This is a genomic window from Nostoc sp. DedQUE05 (genome assembly GCF_034530955.1).
GTDB lineage: Bacteria > Cyanobacteriota > Cyanobacteriia > Cyanobacteriales > Nostocaceae > Nostoc.
In genome coordinates, this window is record NZ_JAVRCB010000040.1 from 1 (window position 1) to 23,436 (window position 23,436).

Annotated in this window: 22 protein-coding genes; 11 read left to right on the forward strand and 11 right to left on the reverse strand. The window is 41.3% G+C overall.

The genetic code is table 11. The annotated features are described in order from the left end of the window. Positions 1-558 (reverse strand): HAD family hydrolase (locus RMZ42_RS25435; protein ID WP_322674027.1); only part of this gene is annotated, 558 nt, incomplete at its 3' end. 21 nt (positions 559-579) lie between these two features. Beyond that, on the reverse strand, positions 580-1,554 hold the full coding sequence (locus tag RMZ42_RS25440) for an ROK family protein (RefSeq protein ID WP_322674028.1): 975 nt from the start codon (positions 1,552-1,554) through the stop codon (positions 580-582). A 110-nt stretch (positions 1,555-1,664) separates the two neighbouring features. Here RMZ42_RS25440 and RMZ42_RS25445 point away from each other — a divergent pair, with 110 nt between their 5' ends. Next, positions 1,665-1,886, forward strand: coding sequence for a hypothetical protein (locus RMZ42_RS25445; protein WP_322674029.1), 222 nt, complete (start codon positions 1,665-1,667; stop codon positions 1,884-1,886). Positions 1,887-1,890: 4 nt separating this feature from the next. On the opposite strand, the gene RMZ42_RS25450 is transcribed toward RMZ42_RS25445, so the two are convergent. Further along, on the reverse strand, positions 1,891-2,643 hold the full coding sequence (locus RMZ42_RS25450) for a Mut7-C RNAse domain-containing protein (protein ID WP_322674030.1): 753 nt from the start codon (positions 2,641-2,643) through the stop codon (positions 1,891-1,893). A gap of 1,066 nt (positions 2,644-3,709) precedes the next feature. Here RMZ42_RS25450 and RMZ42_RS25455 point away from each other — a divergent pair. Then, complete coding sequence (locus tag RMZ42_RS25455; RefSeq protein WP_322674031.1) at positions 3,710-4,693, forward strand: sucrase ferredoxin; 984 nt, start codon at positions 3,710-3,712, stop codon at positions 4,691-4,693. A 141-nt stretch (positions 4,694-4,834) separates the two neighbouring features. On the opposite strand, the gene RMZ42_RS25460 is transcribed toward RMZ42_RS25455, so the two are convergent. Continuing rightward, positions 4,835-6,430 (reverse strand): helix-turn-helix domain-containing protein, encoded by a 1,596-nt coding sequence (locus tag RMZ42_RS25460; RefSeq protein WP_322674032.1) that lies wholly within the window; start codon positions 6,428-6,430, stop codon positions 4,835-4,837. A 1,052-nt stretch (positions 6,431-7,482) separates the two neighbouring features. On the opposite strand from RMZ42_RS25460, the gene fdxB reads away from it, so the two are divergent. The 7 genes from fdxB to RMZ42_RS25495 all read left to right on the forward strand — a co-directional run bounded on the left by fdxB (position 7,483) and on the right by RMZ42_RS25495 (position 14,232). Further along, complete coding sequence (gene fdxB, locus RMZ42_RS25465) at positions 7,483-7,776, forward strand: ferredoxin III, nif-specific (RefSeq protein WP_174710795.1); 294 nt, start codon at positions 7,483-7,485, stop codon at positions 7,774-7,776. A 508-nt stretch (positions 7,777-8,284) separates the two neighbouring features. After that, the gene (locus RMZ42_RS25470; protein WP_322674033.1) at positions 8,285-9,271 is read left to right on the forward strand and encodes a cytochrome c oxidase subunit II; all 987 of its coding nucleotides are present in this window, start codon (positions 8,285-8,287) and stop codon (positions 9,269-9,271) included. A gap of 129 nt (positions 9,272-9,400) precedes the next feature. Continuing rightward, positions 9,401-11,089 carry a cytochrome c oxidase subunit I gene (ctaD, locus tag RMZ42_RS25475; protein WP_322674085.1) on the forward strand — a complete coding sequence of 563 codons (1,689 nt, stop codon included), beginning with the start codon at positions 9,401-9,403 and terminating at the stop codon, positions 11,087-11,089. Positions 11,090-11,592: 503 nt separating this feature from the next. Continuing rightward, positions 11,593-12,192 (forward strand): heme-copper oxidase subunit III, encoded by a 600-nt coding sequence (locus tag RMZ42_RS25480; protein WP_322674034.1) that lies wholly within the window; start codon positions 11,593-11,595, stop codon positions 12,190-12,192. A 121-nt stretch (positions 12,193-12,313) separates the two neighbouring features. Further along, positions 12,314-12,799: a hypothetical protein gene (locus RMZ42_RS25485; RefSeq protein WP_322674035.1), complete on the forward strand. Its 486-nt coding sequence runs from the start codon at positions 12,314-12,316 to the stop codon at positions 12,797-12,799. 309 nt (positions 12,800-13,108) lie between these two features. Further along, positions 13,109-13,720, forward strand: a complete 612-nt coding sequence (locus RMZ42_RS25490; protein WP_322674036.1) for a cupin — start codon at positions 13,109-13,111, stop codon at positions 13,718-13,720. Between the two features lie 56 nt (positions 13,721-13,776). Then, complete coding sequence (locus RMZ42_RS25495; RefSeq protein ID WP_322674037.1) at positions 13,777-14,232, forward strand: ArsC/Spx/MgsR family protein; 456 nt, start codon at positions 13,777-13,779, stop codon at positions 14,230-14,232. 199 nt (positions 14,233-14,431) lie between these two features. Here the strand turns inward: RMZ42_RS25495 and RMZ42_RS25500 are convergent, their stop codons facing one another. The 3 genes from RMZ42_RS25500 to RMZ42_RS25510 all read right to left on the reverse strand — a co-directional run bounded on the left by RMZ42_RS25500 (position 14,432) and on the right by RMZ42_RS25510 (position 17,823). Next, positions 14,432-15,508, reverse strand: coding sequence for a fatty acid desaturase (locus RMZ42_RS25500; RefSeq protein WP_322674038.1), 1,077 nt, complete (start codon positions 15,506-15,508; stop codon positions 14,432-14,434). Between the two features lie 221 nt (positions 15,509-15,729). Next, positions 15,730-16,782: a fatty acid desaturase gene (locus tag RMZ42_RS25505; RefSeq protein ID WP_322674039.1), complete on the reverse strand. Its 1,053-nt coding sequence runs from the start codon at positions 16,780-16,782 to the stop codon at positions 15,730-15,732. Between the two features lie 219 nt (positions 16,783-17,001). Then, positions 17,002-17,823 (reverse strand): acyl-CoA desaturase, encoded by an 822-nt coding sequence (locus RMZ42_RS25510; RefSeq protein ID WP_322674040.1) that lies wholly within the window; start codon positions 17,821-17,823, stop codon positions 17,002-17,004. Between the two features lie 85 nt (positions 17,824-17,908). Between RMZ42_RS25510 and RMZ42_RS25515 the strand changes: the two genes are divergently transcribed. Both RMZ42_RS25515 and RMZ42_RS25520 read left to right on the forward strand, forming a co-directional pair. Further along, entirely contained in the window at positions 17,909-19,159 is a 1,251-nt protein-coding gene (locus RMZ42_RS25515; protein ID WP_322674041.1) for a methionine gamma-lyase family protein, read from the forward strand. Further along, positions 19,159-20,007: an alpha/beta hydrolase gene (locus RMZ42_RS25520; RefSeq protein ID WP_322674042.1), complete on the forward strand. Its 849-nt coding sequence runs from the start codon at positions 19,159-19,161 to the stop codon at positions 20,005-20,007. The genes RMZ42_RS25515 and RMZ42_RS25520 overlap by 1 nt, the downstream gene beginning before the upstream one ends. Positions 20,008-20,281: 274 nt before the next feature. Here the strand turns inward: RMZ42_RS25520 and RMZ42_RS25525 are convergent, their stop codons facing one another. The 4 genes from RMZ42_RS25525 to RMZ42_RS25540 form a co-directional block, all read right to left on the reverse strand. Then, positions 20,282-20,584: a DUF1816 domain-containing protein gene (locus RMZ42_RS25525; RefSeq protein WP_322674043.1), complete on the reverse strand. Its 303-nt coding sequence runs from the start codon at positions 20,582-20,584 to the stop codon at positions 20,282-20,284. An 86-nt stretch (positions 20,585-20,670) separates the two neighbouring features. Beyond that, complete coding sequence (gene rlmB, locus RMZ42_RS25530; RefSeq protein WP_322674044.1) at positions 20,671-21,852, reverse strand: 23S rRNA (guanosine(2251)-2'-O)-methyltransferase RlmB; 1,182 nt, start codon at positions 21,850-21,852, stop codon at positions 20,671-20,673. Between the two features lie 92 nt (positions 21,853-21,944). Continuing rightward, entirely contained in the window at positions 21,945-22,424 is a 480-nt protein-coding gene (locus RMZ42_RS25535; protein WP_194044898.1) for a Mini-ribonuclease 3, read from the reverse strand. A gap of 594 nt (positions 22,425-23,018) precedes the next feature. Next, on the reverse strand, positions 23,019-23,384 hold the full coding sequence (locus RMZ42_RS25540) for an STAS domain-containing protein (RefSeq protein ID WP_084227153.1): 366 nt from the start codon (positions 23,382-23,384) through the stop codon (positions 23,019-23,021). Between the last annotated feature and the right edge of the window lie 52 nt (positions 23,385-23,436).

Below are 23,436 nucleotides of genomic sequence, written 5' to 3' on the forward strand. Positions count from 1 at the left end.
CACTTGACATTTGGGCATCTGCCTTAACTTGACACCAATGACAAGATGTCCACCCAAAACGCTATCTTCTACAACAGTGCAAGATGCAGCTTGAATTCCCATCTTTTTAGCCGCATATAAGAACAAGTCAGGTGCTGGTTTCCAGCTTTCAATTTGATATGAGCTAAAGATAAGTCCTTCAAATCGAGGCAGTAGGTTAGTTACACGCAAAGCTAACTTAATTTTTTCCGGTGGGCCACTGGAAGCAACGCAAATAGGTAGATTAATCTTGTCTAAAGCTGCTTCTATTCCTTCTACAGGACGTAGTTCACGCTCGAATGTCTCAGCAGTACGGGTACGAAGCTGAGTTACAAAATCTTGTGGCAGCTTTTTTCCAAGTCTATGCTCAATTACAGCAACACAATCAGCCATTTTGCAACCCTTAAATAACAAAATAGCTTCTTCAAGTTTCATTGCAAGTCCAAATTCAGCGACAAATTTCACAAGAACACGATTACCTAATCCTTCGCTGTCTACCAACACTCCATCACAATCAAAAATAACTAATTCTGTTTGCATTTCGCTCCACGCCTCGCCCATTTACAAATTCGGGATTGTCATAGAAGCGATCGCCACCGCCCCCCATAAAGGCGCATCATCCCCCAGCACCGCCGGCACAATTTCAAAATCAACTTCTGGCAAAGCCGTCTCCCGCGCCACCTGACGCACCATCCGCCAAAAATCCTCCCCCGCTTTCGTCACACCGCCTCCCAACACAAAGCGCTGGGGATTCATCAGATTCGCCACATTGCCAATACCCACACCCAACGCCCAAGCAGCCTTGTGTAAAACTTCCTTCGCCAAATCATCACCAGCCGCCGCCGCCTCACTTACCAACTGTCCCGTCAACAACGTTAAATTATCCCCCACCAAACCCCTCAAAATCTCTCCATCTCTAAGTCCTTTGCGCCTCTGCGGTTCTTTTTCCAAAATTTCCTTAGCATTTTGCGCCATATAAGGCCCCGAAGCCAAACGTTCGACACATCCCCGCTTCCCACACAAACAAACTGGCCCAGCCGGATCGACAACGATATGTCCAATTTCGCCAGCCATCCCACCAGCACCCCGCCAAGGCTGGCCGTTAAGTATCCAACCGCCACCCACGCCAGTGCTGACAGTAATGTAAAATAGGCTGTCGTATCCCTGTCCCGCACCAAAACGGTGTTCGCCCAAAGCAGCAATATTGGCATCATTATCTACACCAACAGGAACGCCAAACTCTTCTTCCAACAAGGCTTTGAGAGGAATATTTTCCCATCCAGCCACATGATGAGATAGTCGCACCATCCCTATGGAAGCATCAACCGGGCCGCCAAAGCTAATACCGATCGCAACAGGTTTTGTGTCTTGCAGCAGAGAGTAAATGAGCGATCGCATAATTTCCAAGTCAGTGCTAGCATCTGCACCTACTGGCGAGAGACAACGTTCATAACGCAACCACTTTCTCGAACCGATATTGACTGTTGCTGCTGCCAGCTTAGTTCCGCCAAAATCGAGAGCTAAAATTAATGTCATTCACTCACCTTTTATTACACCATCACACAACGTAGTTTCTTTCTGAAGAAAGATGTTTGCACTCAAGATACATTTAACACTAGAAAAACTACATTATTATTTAGCAACTCATGACTCCCGATCAAACCGATCCACTTATTGATTTCTCTCACGCCAAAGAACCTCCTCGCTCTCTTGATATTGATAAAGCTCAAGAGGCAGATCCCATTGAACCAGAAGAAGTTACTGGAGAGAGTAAGCAAAATCCCACTCCTGATGATTTGAATCGTGAAGATGAAGATCCCAGAATCGGGGGTAGTCAAATAATCAGTGGGAATATTTCAGCTGGGTAAATCGTTACTTATTTATTTGTGAGTTGAGTACTCCATCAATAAACTGTTGTAATCGTTCATAATGTGAACCTTTCCAATAAATGCGATCGCAGTCTTGGCAACGCTGGAATCGATCGATCTGCGATCGCACCTTTTCTGGCACTTGTTCAATAATGGATTGCTTATCTACAGACTCTAATAATCCATTGCAACGCAAACACCGTTTAAATGGTGCAATTAATTTAAATAAGTCGAAGCGTTGCAGTACTTCTATGATTTGTTGTTGAGGGTTAGTATTTCTAACATAATACCCATGCGTTACCAGACTACGCATTAATAGTCCTTTATCACGAGTCAAGAGAATGCGCCCTTGACTGGAGGATATTTCGGCTAATTTCTCATCCTCGTAGTCATTGCGGTACAAAGTATCAAAGCCTAAAAGTCGTAGAGATGTAGCAAGCTTGCCTAAATGAATATCTACAACAAAACAAATAGTACTGAGCGGTTCTGGCAAAACAGAAATACTTGGTATAATAACATTCCTAGCTGAAATTGGATAAACATTGATAATGTCTCCATCAGAAACTATGTAAGAAAAATTTACATATTCACCATTAACATTTATAGAATCCACCTCTGGATGAGGGACACCCAACGACTCAATCATGTCTTTAATAGAGGCTTTTTCCTCAAACACATGAGAGATTCTCACCTGTTTGTGATGCCGTGGTAAAAAATGATTCAATTCTGCATGAAAGTAGAAATATGCGATCGCCATAGCCACAGATATTCGGATTACCCTACTGGCAACAATTTGTCACAATTGCAAAACTTTATCTATTGTATTGAAAGAATCAATACTTCCTCAAGTGAGCTATCTCCACTATAAAATGCCCATTTCCCTTGATTTAGTCAACCTTCTAGAGGCAGCAAAGGCTCGTGGAATTATAAAGATTCTCAAATACTTGCATTTATTATTGAGTTCAGTTACAGTCAAAGCAGATGCATATAATCAAACCCTGACATACGCTTCAGGAAGTTAGATTAGATAAAAGGGTAAATAACAGGTTTGTTAATGTTGATGTCAGTAACGCGGCTAGTGATTAGTCATTAAGTTTTAACATTAACTTGTAACGCATGAAGTATAGGGCACTAAAGCATTTACCCCTAGTTTCAGTGTTTTTATTTTTCTAATCTAATTGAGAATTATTTGCAATATTCTGGAATGGATAGATATATTAAAAGTAGATAGTAGGAATAACTTTACTAATCTATATCTAGCTATTCCACATCTATCTTTAGAAATACATTTTTCAGAAAACACAAAGAATTATATTTTTATATGTAAAAACAGGATTTGTAACTAGCTATGAAAATAATTTCACCAAAACTTTAGAAAAATATCTTACTACTAGCAATATTTTTGATTGTAGTATTAGCTACATTGATATTATCAGCAAGTTAATCCTTGGTAATTCTCCAAGTAGCTTTTTGCCTATGTACAAGGTTTAATATATTTGATTTTACCAAAGAAAGTAAGTTCAGAAAAGCCGAGTTTCAGCAAGTGAAAAATTATAAAATACCAAATAACAATAAAACTAGATACAAAATTAACGCCAGTCATACGGAAAAATATCTCTTGACACTGTTTATCTTTATTGTGGAGAATTTATTAACTGGGAAGACCTCAATTGATAATGATGTTATAAAGTGGCTACCTAGTTTTAACTCGGAAATGAATATTGTTCTTTTTTATCTCCTTGAATTAAGGATATTGTATCTAAGAACACAATTGTATTTTGTAATACCTTTTGTCCAAAAAATATGCTAATGAGTACAACGAGATGAACACTTTTTTTTGTTCTGATGATTCGCGGCAAGTAGGAGAAGATGTTATTGGTAGTGCCACCAATTATCAAACTTATATTTTAGTTGAGTGTCCTTTACCTTGGACATCAGAAGCCTTTAACTCCAAGTGGGTGCCTCAGAATTTGAGGATTTTGGTAGAAGAAGTGAAGCGTGCAAAACTGCCAATTAGATTTCTTCTAATTGCTAATGATTTATCACACAAGGTAAATCACACTACGCTTTTGATTTATCAAAAAGAAGAGGGGCTAAGTAATGGATACCATAAACAGGAGTTTCAGCTAGCAAATATTGAGCAAGTAGCAGGAGTTGTCCAAAAATGGATATGGGGTATCGATTCTAATTTGGAAGTAGAAACTAGTACAACTAGAGATATTTTAGTTTGTACCCACGGCAGCCATGATAAGTGTTGTGCGAGATATGGCGCTCCTTTTTACTTCCAAATAACAGCGAGTAAAGCTGATTTGTGCTTAGATAATGTGCGAATTTGGAAATCATCGCACTTTGGTGGACATCGGTTTGCACCAACAGTTATAGACTTGCCAGAAGGAAGATACTACGGTCGTCTCGATCGAGATTCATTTAGATCGATTTTGACTCGTACTGGTGATATTCAATGCTTACATCAAGTCTATCGAGGCTGGGGAATTTTGCCTGCTGCACTTCAGGTTTTGGAAAGAGAGTTAATTCTCTATAAAGGATGGGATTGGTTTAATTACAAAGTTGCAGGCAAAATTTTAGAGCAAAGTTTAGACAATAATACTATCTTAGCTGAAATTAGTTTTGAACAACCTTGTGGTTCTCTCTATACTTATCAGGCTAAACTTGTAAAAGATGAAACGAAGACTCAACAACTGAAAAGTTCATGCAATGCGACACGAGAGTTAGTAGTTACTAAATATGCTGTTGGTAGTTTTTGGATTACCTCTAGTAAGGTAATGAGTTATAGTACGCAGAAGTAAAGAGAGAGTTTTTAAACGCAGAGGAACGCCAAGAGAAGCGCAGAGGAACGCAGAGTATTACTAAATTTAGTTTGCTACAAATTAATTCGCTATACAAATTCGTAATAAAATCTTTGCGTCTTTCTGCGTTTAAATTTCAAATCAAGATGAAGCCATATTTAAGACTTTTCGTAACAGTATTTGGTCTTCTAATTTGGCTTTTAAACGACCATTTTCGATATCTCGAATCCAGCTTTGGCTTTTACCTGTAAGTTTTGCCAATTCTCTTTGGGAAAGATTTAAATTTTTTCGCGCCTGCAAAATCTGTTCGCCTAGCAAATCGTTTGTAGCTTTGGGCTTCTTTTTGGCTTTAGCAGTTCTTGTTTTCTTTTTTTCCGATTCTGAGATTTGCTGTTCCCATTCTGGCGGCAGTTCAAAAGCCAAAATCCGCGCATTCATTAGCAGATTCCATTTACCACGGGGACCTGTGTCTGTGAGGCGAGTTTCAGCACCACCGTCATTAGTCCAAAATTCTAATGCTTCATCTGGATCTTCGGGAAGATCGATTAATTTCGCCCACAAAGGTTGAATTTCTGGTGGGTAAGTAACTGGATCGAAAAGTGGTTTCATTCCATAGTGATTGAGAATTTCCAAATCGCTTTCAAAGGTTCGCAGCAGACGTTTGCGTTCTTCTCGTTGTCTGGATGCAAGGGCGACTTTTTCCTCACCGTAAGCAATACGCAGCAAGGTAGGAATGGTGATGCGTTGTTCCTTGCCCATTTTGGTTTTAAACAGCAACCACAACATTAGTCGGACTGCGCCTTCATGTTGCTGCCAAATACTCATGACTGTGGTTAGCAGCGTTTTAGGGAGACTGCCGTATTGATAGAATGCAGTTCGCTCTTTACACGCTTGTTTGTTTAAGAAATATTGCGCCCATAAACCTGCTTTGACTTTAAAAGTTAGGCCAATCAGATATTTGCATCCGAGATTGTCTTCCTGGAAGTGGTGCTGAATATCTACTAAGTGCCATAGGCGGCTACCGACAAGAGAAAATCCGTTAATTCGGCCTTGTTGCGGCCAGTCAATGGAGATCGTCAGGGAGCAAGCTTGCTGGACAAGATTTTTCATTAAAGCTAGCTTGGCTGCTTTACTTAAGTCTTTGCGCTTCTCCATCCCCAAATATTTCTCGATTTGTCGCTCATCGATCGCAAATTCTTGCTCCCAAGGTTGATCTAAGGCTGTAGCGTAAGCTGCAAAAATTAGATGTATGCAAGCGGCTCTGATATCAAGCCCTTCAATTGCTGCTATATCTGTAGCCTTGTCGTTAACTTTTAATGGATCTTGGATGTGAAAAGCGATCGCACCTCGGCCTTGATTGACTTGTCGGCTATAACTGATGTACCCTTCTTCATCGGTTTCCCAATGTAGGGATGTGCGCTGCGCTAATACATTACAAGCTTCCCAAATTGCGATCGCTGAAGCAAATGGATTATTCTTGCCGTTAGAAAACAAATCTAAACTGGTAGAATCTCTCGGTTCAACTTTGCATCTCCCCTTTTTCGCCTGCCAAGGAATGGGAGACTTAGTTGGACAAGCTATTACACATTGTGGTTCTGAATAAAAGCCCTCACAATTATTACAAAGACCAGGATCGACCCAATATTCATTGTCCTCTATTCTGATTGCACCCGTAGGACATTGGGGGCGGCAGTTGTCACATCCAACGCAACTGTTGTTAGGAATTGTATAAGGCATTTGGCTCTTTTCCCACTCTAATCGTTGAGATGTCTGTCTCAGGTCTCCCCTGGATGAGTCCTGTCTATTCATGACTCGCTAGCACATAATCTTTCTAGCGAGAATAATTTTTCTCGCCCATTCACTCCCCACATCCATATTTTGACTTTGCATCCAATCGGAAGCTATTTAAGGCTTTTAAACCGAGCCGGACAAAACTTATTTATTAACTATACATTTCATGAAAAAAATGATTAATTTGTTCGTACAGAGCTTAGAAAGATATCTTAATATTCATTTAATTAGGTATTGAATGAACATTTTAGCTTTAACCATAAATTGTTTTGAGAACATATTTAAGCTTGATGCGATTGGACTTCATCTGATTTATTAATAATTTTAATATTTAAGACACGCTCGGTTTCTGCCATAAAAATCACAGTTACTTTATAAATTGATTATGTTTCCTTCATAAATTCATTATATTGATTTAAATGTAAAACCAATATTTATTTTGTCATCATTTATATAAATAGTTGAATCAGATCGACTTGCAAATTGTTGCTTTGCAAAATACATATTGCATATATCAAAATGTAATTGATGAACATTTATTTTTGTATATATGCATACTGTTTATCTACATTTCTTTGTCTAAAGCTAAAAGTAGTTGAAAAATAATATCATCACTTTTATCGATATCCTTGCGTTTAGATCGGGCTTTAGCGAAGAGGGTAGGTTTTAAACCTGTAATTTATGCGTCTCTTTTTTCTATACTTTGCATGGGAATAGCTGATTAGCGGCTGCTGCCTCCAGTCAGATATTGAGTCAGAGACTTAATGAATGCGTTCCCATGCGGAGCATAGGAACGAGGTAAACTTAAGCATTCATAATGATTATTGGCAATAATTTGCATTTATTTTTGATTTAAAAAATGATTTTTAATTGTGTTCAAAGTTATCGGTTTATTATCAAGTAAAAGTGAGTTTTGAATATAAAAAATAAAAATATTAGGATAAGATGATGATTAATGCACAAACAGATTGATAGGCAAAATTGCCAAGGGATTATTAATGGCACAACTAACAGGTTTGACGTTTGGCGGTAAAGCTTGGACACCAAAATTCGCTCAAGAAATTGACAAAGATAAATGTATCGGCTGTGGCAGATGTGTTAAAGTCTGCGGGTACAATGTGCTAGGTTTGAAGGCACTCAATGAAGAAGGTGAATTTGTAGACGACGAAGACGATGACGAAATTGAACGGAAAGTAATGGCAGTTACTTCTCCAGAAAACTGTATTGGTTGTGAAGCGTGTTCGCGGATTTGCCCGAAAAATTGCTACACCCATGTTGCAGTAAATAATTAGAATTTTTAGAGTTAGTCCAAATTGTTGTTAATTCAAGGAGGCACTGTTTGTAAAAAGCGTAAATGCGCTAGGCAAGGTAACTTGAGGGGAATACTAAGTATTTACTGCAACTAATAAATAGTTCCCAGTAAACAAATCCGTAAATTGCAAAATGTCAGTTATTAACAAATTTAAACTTGCTGCTAATATAGCCTAATCAATATTAGGCCAACAGTGCCCTCTTGGAACAACGAGCTTTTTTGAAAGCAGGGGGCTAACTTTTTCATAGGAGTTGAAATATAGTTTGTATTTTTTTGGGGGAAAGATATGGAAAAAATCTGGAAGTTTCCCCCATTTTTAATGGCTGCACGTTAGAAAGTTAATAAGTGAAAAGGGAAAAGGGAATTGGGACTGGGGAATAGGGACTAGGAAGACAAAGAATAGTTTTTCTAATATCTAATACCTAATCCCCAATCCCCAGTACCCAATACCCAGTACCAATAAAAGACTGTTTACACAGGTAGCATGTATGCAACAAGTTCCTGTTTCATTATGGACTCTGGTTGCTGGGATAGTAGTTACAGCAATCAGCATTTTGATCGGTCACAACCACACTCTCATGCCGGTGCAGGCATCGCTACAAGCGCCTTTGGTAGACGGTTTTTTCAACGTCATGCTTACCATTGCGATCGCACTCTTCTTGGTGGTAGAAGGAACAATTGTAGTTTTTTTGGTTAAGTTTCGTCACCGTCGCGGTGATGATACCGATGGTTTGCCAATAGAAGGCAACGTTCCCTTAGAAATCTTTTGGACAGCAATTCCCACAGTGATTGTCCTCGGTTTGGGCATTTACAGTGTAGATGTTTTTAACCGAATGGGCGGCTTTGAGCCTGCTGGTCATCCTCATTCAGCAGCTCATGTTGCTCATATACCGGGGAGTGCTTTGGCAGCTACATTAAGCGATACTGAAGCAACAACTGCCCCAGCAATTGCCCCAACAATCGGTATTGGCGCGTCTCCTCAAACTCTAAACAAACCAGCCGATTTAGTTGTTGATGTCAAAGGCATACAATACGCTTGGTTATTTAATTACCCTGATAGTGGCATTACCTCTGGGGAATTGCACATACCCGTCGGTGCTGATGTCCAACTCAACCTTTCAGCACAAGATGTAATTCATTCATTTTGGGTGCCAAACTTCCGCCTGAAGCAAGATGCACTTCCCGGTATCCCTACCGAACTGCGATTTGTCGCCACCAAACCAGGTACATATCCCGTAGTTTGTGCTGAATTGTGCGGTGGTTATCACGGTTCAATGCGGACACAGGTAATTGTCCACACACCGGAAGAATATAATAACTGGCGGACAGAAAACCAGATTGCTCAACAACAAAACTTAAATCAAGTTGTTGCTGTTAATCCAGCCAACTTATCAACATCAGAGTTTCTCGCGCCCCACACCCATGATATGGGAATCAGTGCAGCAACTCTAGAGTCAGTAGTCATGAGTCATTAGTCATTAGTCATTGGTCATTGGTCATTAGTCATTAGTTATTGGTAACTGACAAATGACAACAGACAAATGACAAAGGACAAAAAGACAAAAGACAAATGACAAATGACAAAGGACAAAGGACAAAAATATATGACACAGGTAGAATTTCCACGAAATACTCCACCAGAAGGAAAGAAACCGGAAATGGTGGCTGGCCACGCTTCCCATCCGAAGGCGTGGAAATGGCAAGACTATTTTACATTTAATGTTGACCACAAGGTTATTGGTATTCAATACCTGGTGACAGCGTTTGTCTTCTATCTCATCGGCGGACTGATGGCTGTTGCTCTCCGTGTCGAATTAGCAACACCAGATGCAGACGTACTCGACCCCAATTTGTATAACGCTTTCATGACCAATCACGGGACGATCATGATCTTCCTGTGGATTGTTCCTAGCGCCATTGGGGGATTTGGTAACTATTTAGTGCCGTTGATGGTTGGTGCTAGGGATATGGCGTTTCCGAAACTGAACGCGATCGCTTTTTGGTTAAATCCACCAGCAGGTGCGCTCATTTTAGGTAGTTTCATTTTCGGTGGTTCCCAATCTGGTTGGACAGCTTACCCACCTTTGAGCTTGGTAACAGCACCAATCGCTCAAACTATGTGGATATTAGCGATCGTCTTAGTGGGAACTTCTTCAATTTTGGGTTCGCTGAACTTTGTAATCACCATTTTGATGATGAAGGTTCCTAGCATGAAATGGGATCAAGTACCCCTATTTTGCTGGGCAATCTTAGCAACCTCTCTGCTGGCGCTTCTCTCCACACCTGTATTAGCAGCCGGTTTAGTTCTGCTGTTGTTTGACCTCAACTTTGGCACCTCTTTCTTTAAACCAGATGCAGGCGGTAACGTTGTAATTTATCAACACTTATTCTGGTTTTATTCTCACCCGGCAGTATATCTAATGATTCTGCCCATCTTCGGCATCATGTCGGAGGTAATTCCAGTTCACGCCCGCAAGCCAATCTTTGGTTATAAAGCGATCGCTTATTCTAGTGTAGCCATCTGCGTTGTCGGTTTGTTCGTCTGGGTACACCATATGTTTACCAGTGGCACACCCGGTTGGATGCGGATGTTTTTTACCATCTCTACTCTTATAGTTGCAGTTCCCACTGGCGTGAAGATTTTTGCCTGGGTTGCTACCCTTTGGGGTGGTAAAATCCGCTTCACAGGTGCGATGCTTTTCGCCATTGGTTTGTTGTCCATGTTTGTCATGGGCGGCTTAAGCGGTGTGACGATGGGAACAGCCCCCTTTGATGTTCACGTCCACGACACATATTATGTTGTTGGACATTTCCATTACGTTCTGTTTGGCGGTTCCGTGTTTGGCATTTACGCCGGTATTTATCACTGGTTCCCCAAAATGACCGGACGAATGTTGAATGAAAACTTGGCACGCATTCACTTTGCCCTTACCTTCATCGGCACGAATCTCACCTTTTTACCCATGCACGAGTTGGGTTTAAAAGGAATGCCGCGAAGAGTGGCAATGTATGACCCCCAATTTATCGACCTCAACCAAATTTGTACCTTTGGTTCATTTGTTTTGGCGATATCGGTAATTCCTTTCGCCATCAACATGATTTACAGTTGGTTGAAAGGGCCTTTGGCTAGTGATAATCCTTGGCAAGCTTTGACTTTAGAATGGACAACTAGCTCACCACCTGCAATTGAAAACTGGGAAGTGTTGCCGATTGTAACTCATGGCCCTTATGACTACGGTCAGGAGCATAGAACTGAATTACAGTCATCAGCGACGCCAGAAGCTAGTGCTTAGGTAGTAGAGTGAGTAATGCGATCGCACTCAAAGTCACTGAAACCTCTAGTCATTAGATTTAAAAACTCAAAACTCCAAGCTTGGAACCCAAAACTTCAAGCTTGGAACACGAACGCCCGAATCAATAAGGGACTTCCAACTAAAATAAATATCCTATCTTGGTGTAGGCAGGGGGGCAGGGGGCAAGGGGAGAAAGAAAAATACGATCTGAGTAAATTGGATAATTTATTTTCTGGAAGTCCCTAAACGAACGCCCGAATTCAATAAACGAACGCCCGAATTCAATAAACGAACGCCCGAATTCAATAAACGGACGCCCGAATTCAATAAACGGACGCCCGAATTCAGAACACGAAACTCGGAATTTTCAAAATTCCTGAACAAGTCAAGAGTTTGGCTAAACAAGAATTTTGGATAAAGAATGGAAATTTTGCCACTTCAGACTTCATTCTTTATTCAAACTTCCACAACAAGACAGAGTAGATCGTATTGTCAAAAAATCTATGACTATAGCTACAACCACAAGCGAAGAACACAGTGCAGGACACGAAGAACATCCAGATTTAAGAGTCTGGGGATTGTTGACGTTCCTCGCTTCTGAATCCCTAATGTTTGGGGGATTTTTTGCCACCTATTTGTTTTTCCGAAGCAGTACAGCCGTTTGGCCTCCAGAAGGAAGCGAAGTAGAACTACTTGTACCGACGATTAACACCATTATTCTGGTGTCTAGTAGTTTCGTGATTCACTTTGGTGATACGGCGATTAAAAAGAATAACGTCAAGAGAATGCAACTGTGGTACGCCATTACTGCAATCATGGGGGCAATTTTCTTGGCTGGTCAGGTTTATGAGTACTCAACATTAGGGTATGGTTTGACCACCAACGTCTTCGCCAACTGCTTTTATATCATGACTGGGTTCCACGGTTTGCACGTTTTTGTGGGACTGTTATTGATATTACGTGCATTGTGGCGATCGCGTCTTCCTGGTGAATATTCTGCAACCAATCATACTTTCATCGAAATGACAGAAATTTACTGGCACTTCGTAGACATTATTTGGATTGTTCTATTCACTTTGGTGTACGTTCTGACTTTGTTTTAACAAAAGTTAGGAGTGAGGAGTGAGAAGTGAGGAGTTAATAAGTTATAACTTCTAACTCAGAATTCACAACTTCTAACTTCTAACTCCTAACTCCTAACTCCTAACTATCCAAGAGTTCATTATGCAAGCTAATACAAATAAATTCTCATGGTTTCAGGTTCCAGATGATATCAAAAACCTATTAATTTTAGCTGCAAAAAGCTGGGAAAATACATCAGAATCAGAAAAATATATTCAACAAGCTTTAGACCAGACTGGTGAAAACACAGATGTCTTGGTAGCAGCATATAGATTTTTCTATTATAAAAATAATTATTCTCTTGCATTACAAACAACAGTCAAATTATTAGATAAAATTAAAGAACTACAAAAACTTCCTGATGACTGGGAGCAACTTCAGCCGATATTAGTCAATCGCAAAGAAGACCCACAAATTCGATTGTACTTAAATGCTTATGCTGCTTCTGGATTAGTGCTAGCAAAGTTAGGAGAAATTGAGCAAGCCAAAGAAATCAGCACCAGAGTCAAACAGATAGACGAAAAGAATGATTTTGGTTCTGGTATTCTGCTGGATATTCTGACACGTCCAGCAGAAGAAGACGATTAATTAGTCAATGCACTTCTCTGTAAAAGAGTGGGGGGACAAGGGGACAAGGGGACAAGGGGAAAAACCATAGCAATGCCCAATACCCAATGCCCAATGCCCAATGCCCGATGCCCAATGCCCAATGCCCTTTTTGTGAAAAATCATGAACAATTGGTTATCTACCAAATCCTATTCCTTATTAGGAGCAAGTACTGATAGTAACTCTATCATTCCTCCTATTAACATACCTACTAAACTGCCTGTAGGTAACATTCCTAATGTCTCACCGATCATTGTGATCCAATCTTCGCCACTATCAATTTAAAAATTATGAAAGGTAGGGATTGGCTGCTAACAGGGGACGGTCAGCATCAAGCTTGTAAATCTGTAAGAGCCTGGGATTTATTGAGAGAAAATTACCGCCTTTATCGGTTTTTAACTGAGGTGGAAGATGTTCTCAATAGCAGCGACAATGAAACCAATTGTCTGCCAGAAATTCGGATGCTTGTAAGGCGCTTAATGGTAAATTCCTACTGGGTGCAAAGTCAAAAGTTAGAACCTTCACCCAAAACGGGAAGCTCTGTTTTACTCCTATATGATGAATTGGGTTTTCCCTTAACTGTGCAAACAGTAACATTTGCACCGGGAACCCGTTCAAACATTCATAATCATGGGACATGGGGAATAGTGGCGGTGTTAAAAGGCCAGGAAAAAAATACTTTTTGGCAACGCACCAATAGCCCAGAATTTCAGGACAAAATCGAAGCAACGGGAGAGATAACTCTCTTCCCAGGAGACATTATTAGCTTTACTCCCGATGCAATTCACAGTGTAGAAGCAGTGGGTGATGAACCAACTGTGACTTTCAATATTTATGGCGAAACCGATCCAAATGAGAGGTTTGAGTTTGACTTAGTTAGCCATAAAGCGAGGAATTTTTGATTTCATCGGTTCGTAGTTGGCGCTTTAGCGCAAAAGAGTAATTAGGAGATAGTTGAATGGCAAAGGTAATTTTCTATAGCAAACCAGGCTGTAAAGGTGGAGTTAAGCAAAAAGTTTTGCTAACAGCTGCCGGTCATGAGGTGATACCACAGAATCTGCTAAAAGAACCTTGGACAGTTGAACGGTTGCGTTCCTTTTTTGGCGATCGCCCCGTAGCCGAATGGTTCAATCTTTCCGCCCCCAAGGTAAAATCTGGTGAGGTAGTTCCTGAAAAAGTGGATGAACAAACCGCTTTGGCGCTGATGCTGAAAGAACCACTGTTAATTCGCCGCCCTTTGCTAGAAGTAGGCGAACAGCGCGAGGTAGGATTTGATGTACAAAAGATTGATGCTTGGATTGGCTTACAAGCTGTAGATGAATCCTTGCAAGAAATCAGCGACAAGCTTCTGAAGCAAGATTTGCAAAACTGTTCCCACGGTAAAGATCATAGCCATCAACACCATAATCACTAGGCTGGCTGTAACCATCATGGCGAACAACATCAAAAGCAAGGCAGCTTGTAGTCATTAGATTTCTTGCAAAAGTCTATAAATAACACTCTAGCCCTGTCAAGGTAAAAAAGTAACCTTGACAGGGCTAGTACAGTATGGCGTAAATTGTCTAAAACTCTCACACAATGGTAATTACGAATTACGCAAAGTGGTACTAGTCTTAGCCTTTAGCTAACTTCTTGTTGGATGTGTAGTAAACTTTACTACCAGTATCAGGTACAAAATGGCAGCTGATACATGAATTCCACAATGACTTCCAAATTGGTTCTTCCGCCTTGTGGAAATACTCACCCATCACTGGTTTGATTGCCTCAGTTGCCTTCAGCAAATTGTAGTGAGGGATGTTAAGGAATATATGGTGAGCAACATGAGTACCAATATCGTGATGGATATGATTAACTAAACCATAATCACGGTCAATACTAGAAATTGCGCCTTTGAGGAAAGTCCAATCTTCTCCACGATACCAGGGAAGCTCTGGCTCAGTATGGTGCAAGAATGTCACCAAATCTAGCCAAACTATAAATACAAGGTAGGGCACAGCGTAATATTTCAGCAACCACATCCAACCCCATTGGTAGGTGAGGAAACCCAGCAAACCTACCGTCCCAATCAAAAGGACAGTGCTAGTGATAACATCCCATTTTTCCGATGATTTGAAAAGCGGACTGCTGGGCAAAAAGTGAGAGCCTTCTTTATTAGGAGAACGCTTAAATAAATACAGAGGATAAGCCAATAGAAAAATATAATATCGGACTATCTTTTGTGCTAAAGGCATCTCTTTGTATTCTGATTCCGTCACAGGATACCAGCTTTCATCGTTATCGATATTGCCAGTATTTTTGTGGTGAGTTCTGTGACTAATCCGCCAACCATGATAAGGAACAAGTATTGGTGTGTGAGAAAGATGTCCAATCAAATCATTGAGCCATTTATGCTTAGAAAAAGATTGGTGTCCGCAGTCATGCCCGACTACAAACAAAGCCCAAAACATCGTTCCTTGCATTAGCCAGAAAATCGGAAAGAAAAGCCAAGAATCCAGGTAAGAAGCAACTGCATAAAGCAGACCGATAATCAAGATGTCACGAAAAAAGTAAAAAAGTGATTTTGTCACATTGGGCTGAAAGCATTCCGCAGGAATTGCAGCTTTTAAATCCCCAAGTGTGAAAGGCAATTTAGTCGTATCCTCAGACGTTTCAGAAGGAGGATTATTGAACGTGATGATGTTTGATGGCACTGGATTCTTTTGATTGGATATAAATCGGAACTTTAATTGAGACAAAATTATCTCACCTATAGGATGCCCACGAAACTAGCGATCGCTAACATCAAAGAAGATAAATTTTGGCAATTTAGCTAACAAATTTTAGTTAGTAAAAAGTCGCCAAATTCTATTTAAACACAGCATGATAAACGCTCTCGTTGAGTTCAAGAGCGTAAGTCTAATCACAGCGCTATTTATTGCTCTGTATAATATTCGTTGAAAGTTTTATAGCCAACATCAGTTGTGTATAGTTGACACTGGTCTGTAATCTGCTTCATTAAAGACCAAGAAAACTGACACTCATCATGTAGATAAGGCTGCCAATTTTCTTTGATGCTGCTGTAAGCTAGCCGCAAATTATAAGAAGGAATCGCAGTGGAAATATGATGAGGGACATGAACATTGATATCGTGGCACAAAACCTCTACCCAACGCGGATAATCGCAATGAATAGTACCAAATAGCTGTGCTAGAGCTTCGTTCCACTTGTTCGCTGTCGTAAAAGGAACATCTGCGGCAGTATGGTGAACAATAGTAAAAGTACTCATCCAAAAATGGTAAATCATCCAGGGCACTAGCCAAAATTTGACAAAGCCCCAGATACCAGTTGTGGCAATGAGAAGCGGGAAAGCGATCGCTGCAAACACAACTACTACAGCCACAGACAGCTTGATACTCGATTGGTCTTTCGTTTTGAAGTTCCGCCAATCAAAATGCACTACAGCCCAATGTCCAATGGAACCTACCCACCAGAAGCGTTTACGCATGAACAGTTCAAAAGCAGACTGTCGGGTTTTATCCCAATCTTCAAACACTTCTGGTCTGATTGGATGCCAAGCGTTGTCCTCATCCAGCTTGTTGGTATGAGTATGGTGATAATTATGCTTAATGCGCCAACTGTGAAAAGGGTAAATTAACGGCATCATGAAGAAATGCCCTACCAAATCATTTACCCAACGACGTTTGGCAAAAGACCTGTGACCGCAATCATGGCCAATTACAAAAAAACCTGTTAAAGCAGTACCCGTAAAAATCCAAGCTAGGGGCAAGAGAAACCAAGGAGCGATAATCAGGCTGTAATAACCCAACGCAACTGCCAAGACACTGAGTATTACTTGTGTCCAAGCTTTGCGACGGTTCTGCTGAAAACATTCCCGTGGCAAGGTTTTGACAATATCTTTGAGCCGAAAGTCGGAATTACTAGGCTCGTCACTTAGTTTCTGGCTATTAATTATTGATGTAGTCATGGACACCTAAAAAACAACAAACTCCTCCACCAAGTCACCAAAAAGTAACTTGCAGTAAAATTTCTTCACATTAGCGCTTTGGATTATAGCAACCTAACCGACACAAGCGCACCAGTAAATAGCTTTTTGAAAAGTTAGGAGTTAGAAGTGATGAATTATGAGTTAAAAACGTTACACATCCTAACTCCTGTACAGACGCGATTAATTGCGTCTCTACTCCTAACTAACTTTTGTTGGGGCCAACTTCACATTAGTTGCCAGACCAACTGCTTGCAGCAATTGAACTGTCATCCAGGTTAAATCGATTTCCCACCATTCCAGCCCATGACGAGCTGAATATTGAAAAGCATGATGGTTATTATGCCAGCCTTCACCGAAAACTAGTACGGCTACCCACCAGCAATTAGTCGATTTATCGCCAGAATCATAGCTCCGATAGCCAAATTTATGAGTCGCGCTGTTCACCAACCAAGTGCAGTGGTAAACCCAGACAATGCGAACAAAAATTCCCCAGACGACGAATGACCAGCCACCTAGAAGCAAAAGCAATACACCTAGAGCAACCTGGATTAAAATGAAATATTTTTCTAAAAACTGATAGACTGGGTCTTCGGCAATGTCTTTGGTGAAACGAGGAACATCAGCGTGAGCGGGACAGTAGTGAATCAGCCAATCCATGTGGCTCCACCAGAAGCCTTTATTAGAATCATGGGGATCGGCATCAGTATCAGAGTTTAAATGATGAATGCGATGTGTCCCGACCCACTCAATTGGGCCTCCTTGACACGAGAGTGTCCCAAAGAAAACCAGGAGATACTCCAGCCACTTGGGAGTTTGAAAACTGCGGTGAGTAACAAGACGGTGAAATCCGAGAGTAACTCCTAAACCACCTGTTACCCAGTACAGCAAGAAACCCACACCAACTGCCGTCCAGTTAAAGTTACCAGGAACAAAGGCAAATAAAGCGCCGATGTGCAGTCCAATGAAAAACAGGGTATTGACCCAGTTAACTTGAGGTTTGGTTGAAGTAGCAATTGTCATGCAGTAACCTGAATTTGAATTTTCCAGCCTAGTCTGCGCGATCTTAAAATCCGCATATCTATAATTTTTTTTGAACGAGGAACTGATGAACAGCCTAGAACAGCTGCGGCAAGCAGAACATGCACTATTAGAAATTTTTTCTGGAATTGACACTCAGGTCAAGCATAATCTAAAACGAGTGCTGGATGCTTTTCGTAATCACCGTGTAGGCGCACACCACTTTGCTGGTGTAAGTGGTTATGGTCACGATGATTTAGGCCGAGAAACTTTAGATAAAGTTTTTGCTGAAGTTATGGGCGCTGAAGCTGCGGCCGTGCGAGTGCAGTTCGTTTCTGGAACTCATGCGATCGCCTGTGCTTTGTTTGGTGTTCTCCGTCCGGGAGATGAAATGTTAGCAGTGGTCGGTTCTCCCTACGATACGCTTGAAGAAGTCATTGGTTTACGAGGTCAAGGTCAAGGCTCTCTTATTGAGTTTGGCATAAATTACCGCCAATTGGAGCTAACCCCAGAAGGAACCATAGATTGGCAAGCTTTAACTACTAGTGTGGCTGAAAACACTCGTTTAGTCTTAATTCAGCGCTCTTGTGGCTATTCTTGGCGTCCTAGTTTATCAATTGCTGATATTGAAAAAATCGTCCACTTAGTCAAACAGCAAAACCCGAATACCGTTTGCTTTGTAGATAACTGCTACGGCGAATTCATTGAAACCAGAGAACCCACAACTGTAGGTGCTGATTTAATGGCGGGATCGCTGATTAAAAATCCTGGTGGCACCATTGTCAGCGCTGGCGGTTATGTCGCCGGTCGCGCCGACTTGGTAGAAGCAGCTGCCTGTCGCCTCACGGCTCCCGGTATCGGTAGTTATGGCGGTGCTACTTTTGACCAAAATCGCCTGCTGTTCCAAGGTTTATTTCTAGCGCCGCAGATGGTAGGAGAGGCAATGAAAGGGACTTATCTTACTGGTTATGTGTTTGATCAACTCGGTTATCCAGTCAATCCCCCTCCCCTAGCTCCCCGTGGAGATGTAATTCAGGCAATTAAACTCGGTTCAGCCGAAAAGCTAATTGCTTTCTGTAAAGCCATACAACAGCATTCTCCTATCGGTTCCTACTTAGATCCTATTCCAGATGATATGCCAGGTTATGAGAGCCAGGTGGTCATGGCTGGGGGGACATTTATTGAAGGGAGTACTTTGGAATTATCAGCAGATGGGCCTTTGCGTGAACCTTATGTAGTTTATTGCCAGGGTGGGACTCATTGGACTCATGTAGCGATCGCCCTAGAAGCTGCGATCGATGCAGTTGGCAGTATCGATAGACAGGAGAACGGCAAATAATGAGCGATCGCCACACCACAATTGCTGCACGTCTCAATGTTTACACCCAAGGTCAAGGATTCCCAATTTTGGGCTTACATGGTCATCCTGGTACTGGTCGTAGTCTTTCTGTCTTTACCAATCATTTATCAAAACGCTACAAAACTTTTGCCCCTGATTTACGGGGATACGGCAAAAGTCGCTACAACGGCAATTTTGACATGAATGACCATTTGACTGATTTAGAAGCACTGCTAGACCGTTTGCAGATTGAAAAGTGCCTAGTATTGGGATGGTCACTTGGTGGCATTTTGGCAATGGAGATGGCATTACGTTTGCCAGAGCGCGTTACTGGGCTGATTTTAGTGGCGACAGCTGCAAAACCCCGTGGCAGTCATCCTCCGATTACTTGGCAAGATAATTTATATACTGGCATTGCTGCGCTATTAAACTATATAAAACCGAGTTGGCAATGGAATATTGAAACTTTTGGTAAGCGATCGCTTTTCCGTTATCTAATTCAACAACATACATCTACTAGTTACAATTACATCGCCAAGGAAGCAGTACCAGCTTATTTGCAAACCTCTCCAGCTGCTACTCGCGCCCTCTATAGTGCAATTCAATCAGGATACAATCGGCTTCTAGATTTAGAACAAATACAATGTCCTAGTCTAGTACTTGCTGGCGAACAAGACCGTCACATCACATCTGATTCCAGCTTACAAACTGCTCAACACCTCAACAATTCTCAGTGGCACTGCTATCCCAACACCGCCCATCTTTTTCCGTGGGAAGTTCCCCAGTTGGTGCTGAATGATATTGACCATTGGCTCGAAGAACATCCGCAGGTAATTCGTAATTCGTAATTCGTAATTAAACTGAGAGTCACAGGAATTGACTATAAAAGGTTTAGCCGTTACAGGTGGGGTCTAAATCTTCACCCGTAATGTAATTACGAATTACGAGTTATTAATAGTCAAAAATAGTGAAAAAATTTTGACTATTGACGAAGAAATGGAGAAGGAAGATGTGGTGACGCAATGAGTGAAAAAGACGTAATAACCCCCGTAAAAGAATTTTCTGTGTCTTTATATCTTTACGTCTTTGCATCAGAGCCTCCTTTTCATTCTCTGGCCTAACTTAAATTTGACCGCCAAAGGCAGGCTGTACTTTGCGGTCAAATCTTTCCCCCAAGTCGTCAGCAATTGTTAAGTTACTAGGTTTGCAACGCTTGACATTCACAATAATTCCCTGCGCTCCTTCAAGCTCTAAATCTTCTATGTATCCTTTACTTGCTAATGTTGCATCAGAAGAATTTAGAAATGGCCCGAAGTAATACGTGCAACGGGGATTCTGCGTCACAATCTCTACCCACCAAGCCAAGCCGAGGTAGTCGAATGTGTTAATTAACACTTCCTTGAGGTTATGCCAAATGGTTTTCATGGTTTTCGCTGATTTATAAACGTCTACAGGGTGTTAAACGATAGGGTACTTTATTATCTTTTACATTTCTTTATACTCTGTTACTGTTATTTTTTCAAAGAGATTTTTTGCAATTTATCTAAGTGCAGCGTATTTAGCGATCGCTGACGATAAATCTCATAAAGCGCCATACCTGCTGCTACAGAAGCATTCAGGCTGGGAGTCTTACCCTGTAGAGGAATCGATACTAAAAAATCACACGATCGTTGAGTCAACATACCCAGACCTTCACCTTCTGAGCCGATTACCAAAACGATGGGGCCAGTGAAATTGACTGTATGCAAAGGTTCGCTGCCACTTGCAGCTGTGCCGTAAATCCAAAAGCCAGCTTCTTTTAATTCTTCTAAGGAGCGGCTGAGGTTGACAACTCTAGCTACAGCAAAATTTTCTAAAGCGCCTGCTGCCACTTTCATGACCGTGGAAGTGATCCCAGATGCCCTTCTTTGGGGAATTACCAATCCTTGAGCGCCTATTGCTTCAGCTGTGCGAATAATTGCTCCTAAGTTGTGGGGATCGGTAATTCCGTCAGCCACGACAATTACAGCATCAGTTACAGATTTGCACTGCTCAATTAGATCGGCCAATTCCATGTAAGCGTAGGGAGCAATTTGTGCTGCCACACCTTGGTGATTAGCGCCGTTGGTGAGATAGTCTAAACGTTTGGGTTCAACCTCATCGATAACTGTGCCATTTTCCTTTGCTTGCAAAAGGAAATGGTGAAAGCTGGGATCGTACCGCAGACGGGTAGTAATCCACAGACGATTGAGATTGCGCTGATTTTGCAATGCACTCAATACTGGATGACGACCGTAGATGAGATCGTTATCTTCTTCTGTAGATTGTGTAGATACAGATGGCTGAGAAAAGTTGCTATTTCGTTGTCGGGAATTGCTATAACTGGGGTTGCTATCTATTTTCTTGGGATTGCGATTCGGATTAACAACAGAGATGGTGTTGCCATCTACTTTTCTGGGGTTGTGAGTTGGATTCGCACCAGATGTGGGTTTGCTATCTACTTTTCTGGGGTTGTGAGTTGGATTCGCACCAGAGATAGGGTTACTATCTACTTTTCTGGGCTTGCGAGTCGGATTCGCACCAGAGATGGGGTTGCTATCTATTTTCCTGGGATTGCGAGCCGGATTAGTAACAACACGTTTACCTTTAATTTTTACGGGTTGTCCACGATTTGGTTCGCTAGAAGTCTTGACTTTTCTGGGTTTATCCTGCATTTGAGTTCTGAATATAGCGTATGGTCGATCGTTCCGATTACCTCAATTTTTTGAACCTAATCTAGTGTTGTGGCTACTGCGAAATTGAGTTTTCACTCTTTTTCTAGATGAAGTATTTGCAACAGTTCGGTTAGACGTTGGTAATCGGTGATATATAAGTAGCCTATTAAAGTTTCTAGACTAGTTGCCTGTTGATAAATTTCGGGATTAAGTCGCTTAGGGCGTCCTGTTGCGGCGTTTCTACCCCGTCGGACAATTTCTAATTCGGTATCCCTGAGATGAGGAATCAGCGATCGCAAATGTAGCGCTTGTGTTTCTGCTCTTACCTGCTCCACTACCAGACGATGGTAAATTCCTGACCGCTGCAATGGCAGCAGATAGAACATTCTAACATACAACTCATAAATTGCATCCCCTAAATATGCTAAAGCACTAGGAGAAATTTGTTGCACTTGCGAGAGGGAAATCTGTTGGAATGGCCCTGTGGTTGCCAAGAGTGCTTCAGTCCAAGACAAGCTCTGTTTGGGAGTTTCATCTTGTCCATCTAATAGCTCTTCCTCCTGTGACTTCACAAATAAATCATTCCTTGACGGGCTACATTTGGCAGGCATTCTTGGCAAAGACTGATTTTTCTGAAGTATGCCGTGATAGTATACTTAGCATAATCAATACTATCAAAATTACTTCCTAATTTCATCTTTTTGATTGAGAGTTGGCATTTAAAATCACCCTGATGTCAACATCTATAAACCAAATTTCGCCTACTTGTTGTGGTCTGCGCCTAAGATAGGGTAAAATTTTAACATCAACTTCACCCTTCTACTTGGTAGCATTGCCATACTTACTGAGTAAACGACAACTTTTAACTATACAGCATCAAGTCAAGTCTATCTATAAACAAATCTGCTGGCTTTGTATTTCTTACAACAAATATCTCAGACTTGATTATTTATTCAATATTCTACCCAACGATTACATACCCAATAGAGACCCAATAAATTGGGTCTCTATATCTTTAATTATTACTCAACTTTAAACATAATAGCTCAACTGGCTTTATGCCTCTCCCACAAGGAGAGAGGTTTTCTGCCAGAAGTTTTAAAAATTAAGCTATCCGATTTTGAATTTGGATAGCTAAATTTACCTCTCAGATCGAGCAATCAAGACTACTTGACGTTTTCTAGAGCGTCTTCAACTGATTTTTGCAGGGAGAGAAACTTCTCTAGGCGAACAAGCTTGACCGTTTGAGTTACGCGGGCATTCGTGACAATTTGCAAAGTGCCATCGGCAGTTTGAGCCTGCTTGGCTAGCTGCACCAGAGCGCCCAAGCCAGAGCTATCAACAAAGTCAATTTGTGAGAGATCCAAAATAATGTGCTTAGGGCCCTCGTCTATCTTGCTGCCAAGTGTCTTGCGAAATGTCGGCTCAGAAAAAGCATCTAACAAACCTGTGAGGCGGAATAGCTGACAGTTATCCCGGACTTCACGAGTGCCCCTCAGGCTAACGGTTAGATTCAGTGGCTCAGCAATAATTCCCTCCTCATGAGTTAAAGTGAACGCTCAAGTATAAATGGTTTTTGAGCAA

What these genes read in the sequence shown, in the direction of transcription:
- RMZ42_RS25440 (WP_322674028.1), bottom strand. Translation starts at nt 1,554, where the DNA reads ATGACATTAATTTTAGCTCTCGATTTTGGCGGAACTAAGCTGGCAGCA.
- RMZ42_RS25445 (WP_322674029.1), top strand. Translation starts at nt 1,665, where the DNA reads ATGACTCCCGATCAAACCGATCCACTTATTGATTTCTCTCACGCCAAA.
- RMZ42_RS25450 (WP_322674030.1), bottom strand. Translation starts at nt 2,643, where the DNA reads ATGGCGATCGCATATTTCTACTTTCATGCAGAATTGAATCATTTTTTA.
- RMZ42_RS25455 (WP_322674031.1), top strand. Translation starts at nt 3,710, where the DNA reads ATGAACACTTTTTTTTGTTCTGATGATTCGCGGCAAGTAGGAGAAGAT.
- RMZ42_RS25460 (WP_322674032.1), bottom strand. Translation starts at nt 6,430, where the DNA reads ATGCCTTATACAATTCCTAACAACAGTTGCGTTGGATGTGACAACTGC.
- fdxB (WP_174710795.1), top strand. Translation starts at nt 7,483, where the DNA reads ATGGCACAACTAACAGGTTTGACGTTTGGCGGTAAAGCTTGGACACCA.
- RMZ42_RS25470 (WP_322674033.1), top strand. Translation starts at nt 8,285, where the DNA reads ATGCAACAAGTTCCTGTTTCATTATGGACTCTGGTTGCTGGGATAGTA.
- ctaD (WP_322674085.1), top strand. Translation starts at nt 9,401, where the DNA reads ATGACACAGGTAGAATTTCCACGAAATACTCCACCAGAAGGAAAGAAA.
- RMZ42_RS25480 (WP_322674034.1), top strand. Translation starts at nt 11,593, where the DNA reads ATGACTATAGCTACAACCACAAGCGAAGAACACAGTGCAGGACACGAA.
- RMZ42_RS25485 (WP_322674035.1), top strand. Translation starts at nt 12,314, where the DNA reads ATGCAAGCTAATACAAATAAATTCTCATGGTTTCAGGTTCCAGATGAT.
- RMZ42_RS25490 (WP_322674036.1), top strand. Translation starts at nt 13,109, where the DNA reads ATGAAAGGTAGGGATTGGCTGCTAACAGGGGACGGTCAGCATCAAGCT.
- RMZ42_RS25495 (WP_322674037.1), top strand. Translation starts at nt 13,777, where the DNA reads ATGGCAAAGGTAATTTTCTATAGCAAACCAGGCTGTAAAGGTGGAGTT.
- RMZ42_RS25505 (WP_322674039.1), bottom strand. Translation starts at nt 16,782, where the DNA reads ATGACTACATCAATAATTAATAGCCAGAAACTAAGTGACGAGCCTAGT.
- RMZ42_RS25510 (WP_322674040.1), bottom strand. Translation starts at nt 17,823, where the DNA reads ATGACAATTGCTACTTCAACCAAACCTCAAGTTAACTGGGTCAATACC.
- RMZ42_RS25515 (WP_322674041.1), top strand. Translation starts at nt 17,909, where the DNA reads ATGAACAGCCTAGAACAGCTGCGGCAAGCAGAACATGCACTATTAGAA.
- RMZ42_RS25520 (WP_322674042.1), top strand. Translation starts at nt 19,159, where the DNA reads ATGAGCGATCGCCACACCACAATTGCTGCACGTCTCAATGTTTACACC.
- RMZ42_RS25525 (WP_322674043.1), bottom strand. Translation starts at nt 20,584, where the DNA reads ATGAAAACCATTTGGCATAACCTCAAGGAAGTGTTAATTAACACATTC.
- rlmB (WP_322674044.1), bottom strand. Translation starts at nt 21,852, where the DNA reads ATGCAGGATAAACCCAGAAAAGTCAAGACTTCTAGCGAACCAAATCGT.